This window comes from Methylomonas sp. ZR1, assembly GCF_013141865.1.
In the GTDB taxonomy this organism is placed as follows: Bacteria; Pseudomonadota; Gammaproteobacteria; order Methylococcales; family Methylomonadaceae; genus Methylomonas.
This window is the reverse complement of the sequence record NZ_RCST01000001.1, coordinates 3,011,884-3,028,157: the sequence shown is the minus strand read 5'-3', so window position 1 is coordinate 3,028,157 and position 16,274 is coordinate 3,011,884. Positions and strand designations below refer to the sequence as shown.

The window sequence follows — 16,274 nt, the reverse complement described above, 5'->3', positions numbered from 1 at the left end:
GACTATGGCGGCTATAGGTTTACGTGGCGATAGAAAATCCGTTTCGCCAATTCTGCAGTCAGGATGTAAAGCAATACGATCAAACTCAGCCAGCCGATAATCGCCGCCGGCAGCGGTTGAAAGCCTATGAACGGCGCCAAAGGCGTATAAGGCAATGCCGATGTCAGTGCGACGATGGTGGCGGTGGTGATCATCAAATACTTGCCCGGGCGATTGCTGAATAAGCTGTTTTGGCTGCGCACCACGAACACGATCAGCGCAGCGGAAATCACCGATTCGCAAAACCAGCCGGTGCGAAATTGCTCCACCGGCACTTGCAGCCATAACAGCACGCCGAAGGTCAGGTAATCGAACACCGAGCTGATAATGCCGAAGGTAATCATGAATTTACGGATAAAGCCTATATCCCAGCGGTGCGGTTTGCCGAGCATTTCCGGATCGACGTTGTCGGAAGCGATGGTCATTTCCGGAAAATCGGTCAGCAGATTGGTTAGCAAGATTTGCTTGGGGAGTAGCGGCAGAAAGGGCAAAAACAGCGAAGCGCCGGCCATGCTGAACATATTGCCGAAGTTGGCGCTGGTGGCCATGAACACATACTTAAGGGTGTTGGCAAAGGTCGTGCGGCCTTCGCGTATCCCCGCCAGCAATACCCGCAGATTTTTTTCCAGCAACACGATTTGCGCGGTTTGCTTGGCGACGTCGGCGGCGCTGTCTACGGAAATACCCACATCCGCCGCATGTAGCGCCGAAACATCGTTAATGCCGTCGCCCATGTAACCGACCACGAAGCCGGCTTTCTTTAAAGCGACGATGATGCGCTCTTTCTGATTGGGTTCGATTTCGGCGAACAAATTGACCTGCGTAACCCGATGAATCAGGGCTGTTTCACTCATTCCGGCCAGATCGGTCCCGGTCAGAATGGCCGGGGAGTTTAAGCCCAACTGAACTGCCACTGTTTCCGCCACCAAACGGTTATCGCCGGTGATGATTTTCAAGGTCACGCCCTGTTCGCGCAACAAGGCGATGGTTTCCACGCAGTCGGCTTTCGGCGGGTCGAAGAAGGTTAAATAACCCAGGAAGCGCAAGCCGGTTTCGTCGTCCTTGGCAAATTTTGTCTTACCGGGCATGGGTTTGTAAGCGATGCCCAGGGTTCTGAAGCCCTGGCTGCTATATTCCCGGTAGCGTTGCTGAATGGCATCGTAAACGCCGTCGATTGCCTGCAGCTCGCCGTTGGGGTTTTCCACCCTGTCGCAAATTTCCAGGATATTGTTCAACGCACCTTTGCAGATCATCAAGGTTTCGCCTTGATCTTGCACCAGCATGCTGAGTCGCTTGCGATGGAAGTCGTAAGGGATTTCGTCGAGCTTGCCGTTCTCGGCGATAGCAAAGGTTTTGAATTGGCGGATGGCCTGATCGATGGGGTTGTTGAAGCCGGTTTCGAATACGGAATTAAGGTAAGCGTAACTGGCCACCTTGTCGCTGGTCTGGCCGTTAATATCCAGCGTGTCTTTAAGTTGCACCGTACCCTCGGTCAGCGTGCCGGTCTTGTCGGAACACAACACGTTCATACTGCCGAAGTTTTCGATAGCGGCCAGTTGTTTGACGATGACTTTTTGTTCGGCCATGCGTTTGGCGCCGTGCGCGAGATTGATGCTGATTACTGCCGGTAACAGCTGCGGCGTTAAGCCGACCGCCAGGGCCAGCGCGAACAGAAACGAGTCCATGATCGGTTTGTCCAGATAGACGTTGACCGCAAAGATCATGATGACCAGGATCAACGTGACTTCCATCAGTAGATAACCGAAGCGGCGCACGCCGTGTTCGAATTCGGTTTCCGGCGCTTTCAGTTTGATGCGTTCGGAGAGTTTGCCGAATTCACTGCCGGAACCGGTCGCGACGGCCAGGGCCGTGGCGCTGCCGCTTTGTACGTGCGAGCCCATCCACAGACAATTTTGGCGTTGGCTGAGGCCGGTGTTGATCGGTAATTCGGTGACATATTTTTCCGCGGGGTAGCTTTCCCCGGTGAGAATGGCTTCGTCGACGAACAGGTTGTCGGAGCTTAGCAACCGACAGTCGGCCGGAATCACGTCGCCAGCCCGCAGTTGCACGATGTCGCCGGGGACGATTTGTTCGGCGGGCAATTCTTGGAAGGTGCCGTCGCGTAATACGGAAACCTTGATTTGCACCATTGCCAGCAGTTTGCCGACTGCGTCGGCGGCGCCTTTTTCCTGCCAAAAGCCCAACAGCGCGCTCATCAGAATAATGCTCAGGATGATGAGCGCATCCAGTTTGTCGTGCAGGTAAAAGGACAGGCCGGTGGCAAACAGCAGGATCAGAATAATCGAACTTTTGAATTGCCCGAAAAACAAGCTGACGGTGCTGGGCGGCTTGTGGTTTTGTAAACGGTTATCGCCGTAGTGTTTCAGACGCGATGCGGCTTGCTGCTGGGTCAGACCGTGTTCATCGGCTTGCAACTGCTGGAATAGTTCCGAAATCTGGTGATGCCAAAACGCTTTTACTTGTTTGGGGATGACTTTGCTGGGCATCTGCGACCTCGATAATCGGTTGAGCGGACCTTGTGTTTAACGTCCGCTGCTTAAAAATTAACAAACACCGACGCCATGCCCAAATGCCGCATCGTTGCCGCACTGTGATTGGCGTTATCGAGATATTGGTTCATGTAACCCAATTCGGTTCTAACGTTTTTGTTGAAGCTCCAACCGAAACCGGCAAACGCGCGGTTTTGATCAAATCCGGACTTGCCGCCGAAGGTGGTGGAATTGACCCGGTAAAAGGCTTCGTCCCAAGCAATCAAGCTCAAGCGCGGTTCGAACTCGAGGGGATGCATGAATTTGATCATTTGCCGGGGACGTTCGCGTAATTGGCTACCGTTTAAAAAGTTGGTTTCCCACATCGTGCGGAAGGTAAAAGTGCCTATCTCCGTGGGCAATACATAACGAAACGCCGGCCAAATATCCTGTTGTGAGACATAAGATTTACCGATGTTTTGAGTCGGTAGCCAAGTGTAACCGGCCCAGAGTGTGGCGCGGTCGCTCAAGGCATAACCGGCCGCTGTACGCACCATGCCTTGATACCAATGACCCCAATCGCCATCGAAGCGCGATTGGCCTTCCAGCCAAACCCGGCCGTTTTTCAGGCTGGGATCGATAAAGCCCATGCTGCCCTCGGCCACGGCTTGTAACCAGGCGCCGGAGTCTTCAAGCAATTCAGTAGCGTTTACAGCGGTCGAAGTAGCCAGTAGCGAGCATACGCAGCAGGAATACCATAATGTTCGCGATAGTGTGTGCATGACGATTCTCCAAAATTTAAGCAAAAGCGTCTGTATCTCCCGGTGTTATCGGGAGAGGAGCGGGCTTTTGGCGGGGTTGTTAAGGTGTGGTGCTGAGGACGGCTGGGGCGTCACGCGACTGCTGTTGCCGTCGCGTGAGCCTAAGCCGGGTCAGAGTGCAATTTTGCGGCGCGCCGCGAGATGATGGTCGGAATAGCTTTCGTGATCGTCCAAGCCGACAATTTGGCAACGGCCGCCAGCTTGGTTGTAATCTTCGGCAAAATGGTGGATGAATTCCATGACCGTATGGTCGATTAAATTGGCTTCGGTCAAATCAAAAAATACCGTTTTCCGTTGCGGAAAATCGGCCAGCAAGCTTTTCAAGGTGATGAAGTTGGAAAACACCGCCGCGCCGGATACCGCAATATGATGGGTATCGGCATCGGTTTGACGCACATGAAAAGCCATCGAAAAGGCGTTGCGTAGCTTGAGGCCACGGCTGACATGTATTGCCAGTTCCACGGCGATGCCGATCGCCACGCCAACCAGCAAGTCGGTCGCCAACACACCGAGAATCGTGATGACGAAGACGGCAAAATTATCCACACCGACGGCCAGGGTTTTCGCAAATTCTTTGGGTGAGGCCAAGCGAAAACCGGTGAACACTAACAGTGCGGCCAGAGCCGACAATGGGATTTCGTGAATCAGTTTGGGAAACAGCGCCACGAAGATCAGCAGAAATAGGCCATGAAAGAAGTTGGCCCAACCGGTTTTCGCACCGTTGTTGATGTTGGCGGAGCTACGGACAATCTCGGCGATCATCGGCAAACCGCCGCACATGCCGGCAAGCACATTGCCGATACCGACTGCGGTTAAATCGCGATTCAGGTTGGAACTGCGCTTATACGGGTCCAGTTTGTCCACGGCCGAGGCGCTTAACAGGCTTTCCAGGCTGCCCACCAGCCAGATGGTCAATACCGCCAGCCAAAATTCGCCGGTGGCGATTTTGGAAAAGTCGGGCAGATAAAAGCCGGCCAGAAAATGTTCCGGTACCGCTACCAGAAATGACGGGCCGACGCTGAATTCATGGTGCGGCAGAATCGCAGCATCCGGCAAAAACAGGTATTGGTGGATATGGTCCAAATCAAAATACTGACCCAAGGCCAAGCCGAGTAATACCACCAGCAGCGGGGCGGGGATCATTTTTAAAGTGGGATGTTTGATCACTGACCAAAGTATCAACAGCAACAAGCCGAGCAAGCCGATCAACGACACTTCCGGATTCATGTCCATCAGCGAATGCGGGATTTCGGCGATGGTCCCCAACAGGCTCTTCGCTTCCGGTTTAACCCCCAACAAGGTATGAATTTGCTTAGCCATGATGATGATGCCGATGGCTGCCAGCATGCCGTGTACCACGGATGAGGGGAAAAAGGCACTGAGCTTGCCGGCCTTAAACACGCCCAGCAGCACTTGCAACACGCTGGCGATGACAATGGCGGCCAGCGTGTAGCGATAACCGGCCATCGCATCGCCTTGTCCCAAGGATTGTACGGCATCGACGATCACCACGATCAAACCTGCCGCCGGGCCGTTGATCGTGACATACGAGCCGTTGATTCGGGAAACCACCACGCCGCCGATAATCGCGGTGATGATGCCTGACATGGGCGGAAAGCCAGACGCCATGGCTATGCCCAGGCACAGTGGCAAGGCAATCAAGAACACTAAAAAACCGGATAGCAGATCGCTACGCCAGTTTTCGATTAAACCGGGGAGCCCGGATTTAGGCAAGGTGGCCGAAGAGGATGTGGTCATGGTCTTTCTCAAGTAGCCTAGGAAAACCAAAGTGCAGCGAGAAACATGCCAGTTTTGCATGAACTGCGTCAGTGCAGATATATCAAGGGTTGTGGACGTGCTTGCCCGGAAAATGGTTGTCGATTTGATTGATTGGCCTGGTTGATTCGTCAGCTTCAACCAATTGGGCGGTTTATTTGCACCGATGGGGCTTAGCTTGGGGTTTAAATAATAAGCTGGAAACGTTGATATGCCAGGGTTTAGGGATTTGGCACGCACTATGCTGTGTGAAGCATAAGAGGCTGTTCGCCTCAACTTCTGTTTGACTAGCGAGGTTTAAGTTACAGATGTCTGCTTCTGCCCATCACAATGTTCACAAAGCTGCTTTCGATCTCAATGCGGCTATCGACCACATCGCCCATTGGCTGCCCAGCCAGGGGCCTATTAAGGATTTTATTCACCACAACACCTTGCATGCTGTGCAGGACTACCCGTTTCACGAAGGGGTGGCGGTGGCGGCTCAGGTATATGGCGCCAAAAGCTATTTGCCTTTGGCGGATTATCTGAAACGCTATGACGAAGGCCGGATCAGCGATCAAGCGCTGGAATGGGCGATTGCGCAGGCCAATTGCAGCGTCTATCAAGAGCAGTCGTTGCGGTCATCTTTGTTTGAGCCCGATGATCATAGCCATTATCCACCGCAGTCGTTGGCTAACCACGGTATCCGCACTGCTTGGCTCAATCATCTGGAAATCGACTTGAACGGGATGGTGCATCCGGTGATGTTCAGATTGTTAAGTAATTTTCTTGATCAGGGCATAAGCCGTTGGGCCATGCCCAAACCGGACGAGCGCTTCTGGGATTGCGTGTTACGTTTGGTGCAAAACAGCCTATTGCCCTTATATCCGTTTCATCAGCCGGTGGTGCGGCAAATGCTGGACGCCGGGCCGGACCAGGTGATTTTGAATTGTTTAAGCAAAATCGTCGGTGACGAAACCTTATACGGCCAATATCTGTTGGAAGTATTGCTGGCGCATCCCGGTTGGTCCGGGATGGTGCGGATTATCGAAACCCAGCCGAATGTGTTGCTGGCACCACGGGCTATTTCGCTGAAAGAATTGTTAGCGGTGGAATTGGCGTGCGAGTTGGCGTTTATCGATAAAAAGCACGGACATCGGTTTTTACAGATCGCCCAGCTACCGAATTTACACGCTATTCCGTTACTGGAGCGCGATGCCACCCAACCCCAGGTACCGCTGAAAATGCGAGTATGGCACGAGGCAATGGAGTGGTCGCTGCATTCTGAATTGCTCATAGCCTTGCACCAGCAAGCGCCGATTAACCCGTCGGCGGAGCAAGCGCCCAAAGTACAGGCGCTATTTTGCATTGATGACAGAGAATGCTCGCTGCGCCGCTATCTGGAAGAAATGGATCCGGGTATCGAAACCTTCGGTGCACCGGGATTTTTTGGTATCGATTTTCTCTACCAAGGCTTGGACGATGCGTATCCGGTGGCCCAGTGTCCGGTGGTGATTAAACCCAAACATCTCATTTTGGAATCGACAGACACGCCGCAGTCCGATAAACCGGAGAAGGGCGAGTCGCTGTCGACGCTACATTTTGGCGCGCATTCCATGTTCCGTGGTTGGCTGTATACGCAAACCTTGGGCTTGGCCTACGCCTTAAGACTTGGCTGGAGTGTGCTGCGCCCAGGCGGCCAGTTGCCGGGCATCCAAAGCTTGAGCGAAGTGGAGGCGCATGGTCATTTACATCTATTGCGGGAGAGCGACGAACCGAATGAGGACGGCTACCTGCTGGGGTTTTCGTTGATGGAAATGGCGGATAGGGTGAGCGGTTTGTTGCGCAATATCGGCCTGACTAAGCAGTTCGCGCCCTTAATCGTGGTGGTGGCCCACGGCTCCAGCAGCGTCAACAATCCGCATTTCGCCGCTTACGATTGCGGTGCTTGCTCGGGTAAGCCCGGTGCGCCGAATGCGCGGGCTTTTGCTTGGATGGCTAATCATCCGCAGGTTCGCGATATTTTGCGGGAGCGGGGGATAGACATTCCTGCCGGTACGCATTTTATCCCTGCTTTACACAATACCAGTCGCGATGAGATCACTTACTTCGATCAGCAACAGCTGGATAAGGCCGCGCGTCACGAGTTTCACAGTTTCCAACACAGTATGCAGCATGCCTTGCAGCGTAACGCGCGCGAGCGCTGCCGTTGGTTTGAGTTGGGGCCAAAGTCGCATAACAACGCGGAAGCGCATAGTCATGTGGTGGCGCGGGCCTCGTCGATTTTCGAGCCGCGCCCGGAACTCAATCATTCCAATAATCTGTATTGCGTGGTAGGGCGGCGCGACTTGACCCGGCACCTTTTTATGGATCGGCGGGCGTTTTTGCAATCCTACGATCCCAACAGCGATAGCGACGGCTCGATCTTAGTGAAAGTATTGTCAGCGGTCATTCCCGTTTGTGGCGGTATCAATCTGGAGTATCTGTTTTCGCGGATCGACAATTCCGTCTACGGCGCCGGTACCAAACTGCCGCATAACGTGATCGGTTTGTTGGGTGTGGCCAATGGTGTTGAGGGGGATTTGCGTACAGGTTTGCCGTCGCAAATGGTCGAGGTGCACGAGCCGGCGCGCTTGTTAATGGTGGTGGAGCAAACGACCGCGATTGCCGATCAGGCCATTGCTATGTTGGGCGGCTGGCGGGAATGGCTGGACAACGAGTGGATACGTTTTGTGGCTTGCGATCCGGTGAGCCGCGCCCTGTATTTGTACAGCAGCGATGGCTGGAAGGTGGCTGAACTCGCGGCTGGCAGACCGTTGCCGACTGCCAGTCACTCGGAAAAAATTATTGTTGGACAAACCCGGACCATTCCGGTCCACGCATTAGAAAGGAGACAGGCGTGAGTGCTTTATTATTGGCGTGCGTGTTGTTGCCATTGATTGGGTTTTTGCTGATTTTTTTCAGCCCGGACAACGAACATCGAATTGCCGCGATTAGTCTGTGGATGACCCGAATCAAAGGGGTGGCTGTGCTAGGTTTACTGGCTGCATGGGCCGCCCATGGCTTTGCCAACTTTGAATATCAATGGCTGGTGTTGTATCAACACGACGATTACCAATTCCCTTTGCTGTTTTTTCTGGATCGAGTCGGCGCCGTGTATTTGTTTGTGGTGTGGGCGGTGTTCTCGGCCATTGTCAAATATTGCCGGGTTTATCTGCATCGGGAAGCGGGCTACAAACGCTTCTTTCAGGCTATTTTCGGGTTTGCCTTTGGCTTGAATCTGATCGTGCTGTCCGGCAGTATCGATATGCTGTTTGCGGGTTGGGAGATCGTCGGGATTTCCTCATTTTTGCTGATTGCCTTTTACCGCCATCGCCCGCAGCCGGTGCGCAATGCCTTACGCGCTTACACGATTTATCGTTTTTGCGATGTCGGTTTGTTGGTTGGAACCTGGATGAGCCATTTGCTGTTTCACGAAAGTCAGCATTTTAGCCAGTTGTTGACCATGTTCGATCCTAACAACATTCCTCCCGCGGGGTATGCCTCCTTGGCCATTTTATCCTGGCTGATTATTTTGGCTGCTTCCGGCAAATCGGCGCAGTTTCCATTCAGTTTCTGGCTGCCACGGGCCATGGAAGGGCCGACGCCGTCCAGCGCCATATTCTACGGGGCGCTATCGATTCATCTGGGCGTGTTTCTGTTATTGCGGACCATGCCGATCTGGAGTTATCACTACCTGCCGCGTTTGATTGTGCTCAGCATCGGCGTTCTGACGGTGTTTGTCGCCACCTTGGCGGAGAAAACCCAGTCCAATATCAAAGGCCAAGTGGCTTACGCCTCCATCGCGCAAGTCGGGATTATGTTTGTCGAGTTGGCATTAGGTCTGGAAGGCTTGGTGTTGCTGCACTTTATGGGTAATGCCTTTTTGCGTTGTTATCAATTGCTGGTGTCACCATCCATCGTGGCGCATTTGCTGCGGGTGGAAGGCAATGTCGATAGCGATTTTTATATTAAAAACAATGAACAACTGATGTTTTTGCCGGCGTCGATTCGCGATTCCTTGCCTGACGTATTGCAAAATACCTTGTATGTCTTTGCCTTGCAGGAAGGGCAGTTGGAATTGTTGGTGAAGAAAATCTTGTGGGAGCCCTTGAAAAACCTGGGCCGGCAATTGAACGGGGTGAGTCTGTGGATCAAAATTTTGGCGGGCCTCGCGCTGTTGGCGATCATTGCGATCGCCGCGTCCGGCGTCAGCAGCGTGGCCAGAATCTATTTGTCCATGCCGATCTCCCTGGCGATGGCGGTCGTGTCTTTAAGCGCATTTAGCAACAAACGCAGCCCGTTCCAGGTTTGGCATAGCGTGGCCTTGAGCAGTATTTTGGCCGGCGTGGCGGTGTGGTTGATGGTGCCTGCCGCTTGGTACGATGTCGCGTTGTTTTTCAGCGGCATCATTCCCTCCTGGGCTTTGGGCATTGTGGCGCTCAGCGTCTTGTTGAGACATTACCATTTCGCCGACGAACCCTTTGTGTTTCGCGCCTTCGCGGAAACCCGGCCCGGTTGGTCTTTAATGTTGTTTCTGAGCTTCTTAGGTTTGGTGGGCTTCCCGATCACGCCGGCATTTTTAGGCGAGGATTTACTGTTGTCGCATGCCAGCAGTCAGCATCCTTGGTTTGCGGTACCAATTACCGTATCGTTTGTGATCAACGGCATTGCCATCGCCAGAGTATATTTAAGGCTTTGCATGGGGCGACCGGTAGAGCTAAGAGGGGCGGTTTGAGGTTTGGTGCTCAATATTTGAGAAGTTGGACTGACGAGAGCGGCTAAAAACGGAGCATCGAGCTTCGGCTTTATTGACCGAAGTGCAATGGATAGCCGCTTGAGGTTGTTATGAGATTTTATGACCAGGGCGGGTTTTTGTAGCCTCGATGCAGCGTTAGCGGAATCGAGGGTTTCGGCCAGCCATCATCAGACTAACATCGGCAAATTTTAAGGGTGGTGGCCTTCGAACCCTCGATTCCATCGAGGCTACTTGCTAGTTATACGTAATTTGCGGCTACGAGCAATTAAATCCCTTGTGAACTTATCTTGAATTAGCCACAAAAATTCAAAAACATAAATCGGTGAACTTAAAATAAGCACAGCAATTATGCTGGATTTCGCAATTTGATTAAGCGGACCAGATACAAACCAAAACAAAAACAAACACACAACCATGACAAACAAAATGAAATATGAATTTGATTTTGCTATTTCATAATTTATTACCGATTGGCACGTTCTCAATGATTTAATTTTGCGTAACTTGATTGCCTTTTTATTTCGATATAGCTTTTTTAATCCCAAAGGCACATGTTTTACAGTCGCGGCGAGCAACAGCCCAATAACGCAAAAAAACACTCCTGTGAACCACCATGATGGATCGGCTAGATTACTTAAAATTTGTTCCATGTCATCCGTACGTATAACTATTGATTATCAGGCAAATCTGCCCATACAAATTGATAGTAACCGCCTTTTCAGGCACTTTTGCTCGCGTATTCGTAAAAGTGGGCACGTTTGCCTCGATAACTTGCTATTGGCCGGTACATCAGGCAATTTTGCCTGCCTATTGATGTGCCACTGACTTTATCAGGTAGGGGTTTTATGTCAAGCCCGTGCCGTTTGGCGATGCGCATGGAGGACGATGGCTTTGAAATGTGCGATTAAGCAAGCTAACAGTATCTAGATTTTGACTGTCAGATTTTTTGTCTTTTCCCGTCGCCGCAAAGTAAATTTTATCTGTCAGAAACGGGGAGGAATTCAACACTCAACGCACTGTAAAAATCCCATAATCCCCAGTTCCCATTCGTCTCAACCATCCTGTTGTGGCACAAAAAGGCAGCAGGGATGGATCAAGACATGCACACCAATTGCCAGCCGTTCATTCATCCCAAGTTTTTTGTCCACGCCCTTATTTCCGGCTCAGCAAGAACAGTAAAACCACGCTGATCAGAAAGAACAGCGCTGTCGCGCTTTTCCAGAACAACAAAGGATTGCGTTCTATAAGCGGAATCTTGTCTTCCGCTTTGAGGAATTGCGGGTTGGGGGTGGATAGGTCGTGCAGGAATTCGGACAATTCGTCGTAGCGGGATCGTGGTGAAACGGACGTGGCCTTTTTCAGGGCGCCGTCTATCCAGATCGGCACCATTTCGTTGCGGCGGATGCTGGGGATGTAAACCAGGCGCTCGAGATTGTGGCGACTGGGTTTTTCCGGCATGTTGGCGAATGGCAGGCTGCCGTTGAGCATTTCGTAACAGATGACGCCCAACGAGAACAAATCCGATTTCACTGTGCCGGTTTGCCCCAGGTGATACTCCGGCGCGGTGTAGTTCAGTGTGCCGAGAATATTCTCGGTCTGATGCCGGTCAAGCGGGGTGATTTCGGCGATGCCGGCGATTTTCACCGAACCGAAATCGATGATCTTCACCGTGCCGCTGTTGTCAATCATGATATTTTCCGGCTTCAAATCCTGATGCAGCATTTCCATGCGATGAAAGGCGCGTAGCCCTTTGGCGATTTGTTCGATCAGGGCGCGAACCCGCTTGATCTCCGGCTTGGGGTTCTGAGTGATCCATTCTCTTAAGGTTTGCCCCTCGATAAATTCGGTTACATAGTAAAGACAGCTTTTAGCACGGTCGGATTCGAGCACCGTCAAGACGTTGGGATGGTTAAGGCGTTTGCCGGCCCATTCTTCGTGCAAAAAATGCTCGATATAATGGGTGTCGTCGTTATACAGCACCGATGGCGTTTTCAAAATCACCCGGCGGTTATGCAGCGTATCGAAGGCTTGGTAAATTTGCGTGCGTTTGCTGGCATGCAATTCCGCTTCGATCCGGTAGCCATCCAGCAGCATGCCGGGTAACAGCGGCGGCGGGAAGGGCAAGTGCCCATGGTGGCGCAATATCTCGTCTTCGCGCAGTTGCGGCAAGTCGTCGATGCAAACCAGTTGGCAGGTCACATTGTCGTCGCTGCCGTTAGCCAAGGCGGTTGTTACCAAGGCTTCGGCAAGGGCTTGTAGGTCGGAACCCTGCAATAGCAGGTTTTTTAGGTGGTGTTCGCTAATAAAATCGTGGAGCCCGTCCGAAGTCATTATGAACAAGTCGTTTTTTTCGACGGTCAGCGATTTGTAATCCACCTCCAAATGCGGTTCGATACCCATCGCCCGATTCAGATAGCTTTTGTCGTTGGACACCCAAAGTCTGTGGTCGCGCGTGAGTTGCTCCAGCGCATGTTGTCGCCATAAATAAATCCGCGAATCGCCGACGTGCAGAATATGGGCGGTGTTGGATTTAAGTACCAGCACACTGAGCGTGCTCACCATGCCTTTAACCGAGGCATAGCGGATTTGTCCCTGGCTGTGCAGCCAGGAGTTGGTGGCAGAGAGGATTTTTTGTCCGGCCTTGGCTACCGACCAGGAATCCGGCGTGCTGTAATAATCTTCCAAAAACGCGGTAATGCAGCAATGGCTGGCTTCCTTGCCGGCTTCACTGCCGCTCATGCCGTCCGCAATGCCCGCCACGATGCCTTTTAGGGTGAGTTGCGGTTCCTCGGGGACGACAGCCCCCCAGCAATCTTCGTTTTCGGGTTTCACACCTTTGTCGCTGTGCGAACCGAGCTTGACTGATAAGGTTTTGCCCATAGTCTGCGGATAACGGATGTTGCGCGGCTTAGCAGGTGCGGTAATGGCGCAATTCCGCCAGGCGCTGCTCCAGTTTAGTCATCAGCAAAGCTTGGTGATGGCGCAGTAACACCGAGTCGCTGGGGCGAGGAGGCAGGGTGGCTTCGATTTCGTGGTGGACCAGGGAAATGACATGCCGCCTCAGAATGGCGTCTTCCGGCAAAAAAGGGTGGCTTTTGGATTGGGGGAGTTGTTGCGCTGCGTGGCGTTCGCTATCTGATGCCTGGCAAGCGCAACGCCAGCAAACGATTAAAGTCAAGGCTAGGACGGCTAATAATGCTTCGATCATGGGTATTCCTCTAAATAACTCAATATTAAAAATTACTAAAACGATACTTCGGCGGATGACGCCGGGATGCTTTGCCGGTTAAACCACTTCGATCATGGCCACGCTGCCGTCTTCCATCACTTCGGCCATGTGGCCGGCGGGTTCCTCGATAAATTGCACCGCCAGCGCAACTACGACAGCAGTACCGGCGATGGTCAGAAAAAAGGCTTCCGGTGTGACGAACGACAAGACTGTTAGAAAGGTGACGCCGCCCACATTACCGTAAGCGCCGACCATGCCGGCGATTTGCCCGGTCATGCGGCGCTTGATCAAGGGCACCATCGCGTAGACGGCGCCGCATCCGGCCTGGACGAAAAATGAACATAAGAAGGTCACGGCAAACGCCAGGGCAATCGGCCATGCCGAATTGATTTGCGACATGGCGGCATAGCCCAATGCGCAACCGATCACACACACGCTCAACGACAATTTTCGCCCGTATTTATCGCTCAGCCAGCCGCCGCCAGGCCGGGCGACCAGGTTCATGAACGCGAAGCTGGATGCCAATAAGCCCGCTTGCACCGGGGTAATGCCGGTCTGTTTGAAGGTTTCGTGGAAAAACAGCGGCAGCATCGACACGACGGCGAGTTCGGAGCCGAAGGTCACCAGGTATGCTAGATCCAGAATGGCGACCTGCTTAAACTTGTATTGGTGTATCGGTTCAATAGGTTGGGTGAGATGTTCTTGATTAACGTGCACGATTTTGTACAAGTTGTAGAGAAACAATAGCCAAATCCCGATGTAAAGGCCGATGGTAGTGTCACCGGATAACAGCTGCATGCCGGTCGGCGACAGTTTCCAGGTCAGCAAACTTAACGCTGCATACAAGGGAATGGTCATCAGGATGTAGAAGAACAGATCCCAGATGCTGGTGACTTCCATGGCGCCGGCTTTCTTGGGTTTGAAATACGTCGAACCTTTAGGCGTATCGCTGACGCTGAAAAAATAAATCACCGAATAAAGCAAAGCGATGATACCGGTGCAGGCAATCGCATAACGCCAACCGTTTTCGCCGCCGAATGCCAAGGCCAATGACGGTAGGGCGATGGCGGCAGCCGCCGAGCCGAAATTGCCCCAGCCGCCGTAGATGCCTTCGGCAACACCCAGTTGTCTGGCCGGGAACCATTCGCCTACCATCCGGATTCCGATGACAAAGCCGGCGCCGACAAAACCCATTAAAAATCTCGCCAGGGCCAATTGCTGAAAGTCGGCGGCGGCGGCAAACATGAAACAGGGAATGCTGCTGATCGCCAACAAGCTTGAGTAGGTGCGTTTGGGGCCAAATTTATCCACTAAAATGCCGATGGCAATCCGCGAAGGGATGGTCAATGCCACGTTTAATATCAGGATGGTTTTAATTTCGGCTTGGCTGAGTTTAAGGCTCTCGGCAATCGCCAACATCAGCGGTGCATGGTTGAACCACACCACAAAGCTGATGAAAAACGCCAGCCAGCTCATGTGCAAAATCTGCATTTTGCCGGTAAAGCTAAAAAGATTGAGTTTGCTCGAGGACATAACTTACCTTTGAAAAGTGGAGGATAAAATGAATTCCGCTGGCCGGATCGAGCGTCGGAAATTCGTATCAAGTAGCTTGTATGTACAAGCTATTGCTCCCCTTGAAAAGGGCTTATTTACTCATGAAGTGTGGGTGTCCTGAAACGAGCGAAGGCAAGGCACAACAGACGAATAAACAGCTTGGCTGAAGTTGATCAGCCTATTTTCAACGTCGTTGTTGAAGGGAGCAGAAGGTGCAGCGTTGCACGGGCTATATGATAGCACCCATTATGTGAAAGTATTCAATCCGGCTGTTGTCTGGAATGCGGAATGAGCCGGCGAAGCAGTTTGGAAGCCCCTAGTTGTTGAGGGGGGGGCTCCGGATATCAAAATGCCGAAGCGGGTTCAGGCCGCTTCGGCAGGTGTCTGTGAGTCGCGGGTGGCAGGGGGCAATCGGCTTGGTAATCCGGCCCTTTTTACCACGGATATTCCGTTTGGGCCGAGCTCGTCGAAGCCGAGGTTGGTGCGGCCTTTGGTAAACTCTGTATCTTCAACGGCGTTGAGGCGAACGGTATTTAGGGCCGGGTGAATGAGCTGCACACGTTTTGCGATTATTAGCTGGGATCAGACTTTTTTCACAAATTCCGATTTCAACTTCATCGCGCCGATGCCGTCGATTTTGCAGTCGATGTCGTGGTCGCCGTCCACCAGGCGGATGTTTTTAACTCGGGTGCCGACTTTGACAACGAGTGAAGAGCCTTTCACTTTCAGGTCTTTAATCACGGTGACGGTATCGCCGTCTTGCAGCAGGTTGCCGTTGGCGTCCTTGACTACTTTCGTCTCCTCTTCGCTGTCACCGGCGGCATCGTTCGACCATTCGTGGGCGCAGTCCGGGCAAATATTCATGGTGCCGTCGTTATAAGTGTATTCAGAGCCGCATTTTGGACAGTTAGGTAAATCGTTCATGGTTGTTCCGTTGTTTTGATTAGCTGCGAGACAGCAGGTTTAATGTAAAAAATCCAGATTAGCCGCATCCTCTAAATCATAAACTCCATCATGCTAGCCGGGACAAGAGCATCGACAGGCAGTGATCACTATTTTCGAGCTATTCCGATTTACATTTAGGTTTGGCTATCAACCTTTCCGGCACCCGGCTGAAAGGTTGATTTATAAAGCAAGCGGCTGTAACGAGTTCGCTGCTCGGTCTAGCGGCTGCCATTTTCTGGAATGACGAATCCTGGGGATTAAGCTAAAGCGACGAGTATCCAGACGTTCAGTCCAGTATTGGAACCCGCTGGCTTTGTGTAGTCGAATATGTACTCTGCTTAATACCGGGATTCGACGGCAAATCATAACCCGGCTTTAGGGATTATTGGTATCTCGCGTCGATTTAGTGCTGGGAAGCCGGTTTCAGGCTATGTTGCATTTTTGGCGAAACCATAACTCATCGAAACGCGAATGGTCGACCAGCCAGGAGCTGACGGCGCGGAGAATGATAACGGTAAAAACGCATCTGTTTGGCCCATTGCCGAAAGTCTGACATGTCGGTGTTTTAAGGTTGCGACAAATCGTCGCACTTTTTCTGGACAAAGCGATTTAAGTGCACTAGAATGCGCCCACCTTGACTTAGG

The 16,274-nt window shown here is 52.2% G+C and carries 10 protein-coding genes; 2 read left to right on the top strand and 8 right to left on the bottom strand.

Translation table 11 applies throughout. The features are described from left to right. Positions 1 to 11: 11 nt before the first annotated feature. From mgtA to DDY07_RS13635, 3 genes are all read right to left on the bottom strand, one after another. Complete coding sequence (gene mgtA / locus DDY07_RS13645) at positions 12 to 2,546, bottom strand: magnesium-translocating P-type ATPase (protein ID WP_171696262.1); 2,535 nt, start codon at positions 2,544 to 2,546, stop codon at positions 12 to 14. 50 nt (positions 2,547 to 2,596) lie between these two features. Continuing rightward, complete coding sequence (locus DDY07_RS13640) at positions 2,597 to 3,310, bottom strand: DUF2490 domain-containing protein (protein WP_171696261.1); 714 nt, start codon at positions 3,308 to 3,310, stop codon at positions 2,597 to 2,599. 150 nt (positions 3,311 to 3,460) lie between these two features. Further along, complete coding sequence (locus tag DDY07_RS13635) at positions 3,461 to 5,107, bottom strand: SulP family inorganic anion transporter (RefSeq protein WP_171696260.1); 1,647 nt, start codon at positions 5,105 to 5,107, stop codon at positions 3,461 to 3,463. A gap of 326 nt (positions 5,108 to 5,433) precedes the next feature. On the opposite strand from DDY07_RS13635, the gene DDY07_RS13630 reads away from it, so the two are divergent. Together DDY07_RS13630 and DDY07_RS13625 are read left to right on the top strand one after the other, a co-directional pair. Beyond that, positions 5,434 to 8,007, top strand: a complete 2,574-nt coding sequence (locus tag DDY07_RS13630; RefSeq protein WP_171696259.1) for a YbcC family protein — start codon at positions 5,434 to 5,436, stop codon at positions 8,005 to 8,007. Continuing rightward, positions 8,004 to 9,881 carry a proton-conducting transporter membrane subunit gene (locus tag DDY07_RS13625; protein WP_171696258.1) on the top strand — a complete coding sequence of 626 codons (1,878 nt, stop codon included), beginning with the start codon at positions 8,004 to 8,006 and terminating at the stop codon, positions 9,879 to 9,881. Before DDY07_RS13630 ends, DDY07_RS13625 begins: the two co-directional genes overlap by 4 nt. Positions 9,882 to 10,129: 248 nt before the next feature. On the opposite strand, the gene DDY07_RS13620 is transcribed toward DDY07_RS13625, so the two are convergent. The 5 genes from DDY07_RS13620 to DDY07_RS13600 all read right to left on the bottom strand — a co-directional run bounded on the left by DDY07_RS13620 (position 10,130) and on the right by DDY07_RS13600 (position 15,609). Further along, a complete protein-coding gene (locus DDY07_RS13620) occupies positions 10,130 to 10,552 on the bottom strand; it encodes a hypothetical protein (RefSeq protein ID WP_171696257.1) in 423 nt (140 codons plus the stop codon). Positions 10,553 to 11,054: 502 nt separating this feature from the next. Beyond that, positions 11,055 to 12,782, bottom strand: a complete 1,728-nt coding sequence (locus DDY07_RS13615) for a bifunctional protein-serine/threonine kinase/phosphatase (protein WP_171696256.1) — start codon at positions 12,780 to 12,782, stop codon at positions 11,055 to 11,057. A gap of 28 nt (positions 12,783 to 12,810) precedes the next feature. Then, on the bottom strand, positions 12,811 to 13,110 hold the full coding sequence (locus DDY07_RS13610) for a hypothetical protein (protein WP_171696255.1): 300 nt from the start codon (positions 13,108 to 13,110) through the stop codon (positions 12,811 to 12,813). A gap of 78 nt (positions 13,111 to 13,188) precedes the next feature. Then, on the bottom strand, positions 13,189 to 14,664 hold the full coding sequence (locus DDY07_RS13605; RefSeq protein ID WP_171696254.1) for a NarK family nitrate/nitrite MFS transporter: 1,476 nt from the start codon (positions 14,662 to 14,664) through the stop codon (positions 13,189 to 13,191). 603 nt (positions 14,665 to 15,267) lie between these two features. Then, positions 15,268 to 15,609 carry a zinc ribbon domain-containing protein YjdM gene (locus DDY07_RS13600; RefSeq protein WP_171696253.1) on the bottom strand — a complete coding sequence of 114 codons (342 nt, stop codon included), beginning with the start codon at positions 15,607 to 15,609 and terminating at the stop codon, positions 15,268 to 15,270. Positions 15,610 to 16,274: the final 665 nt, after the last annotated feature.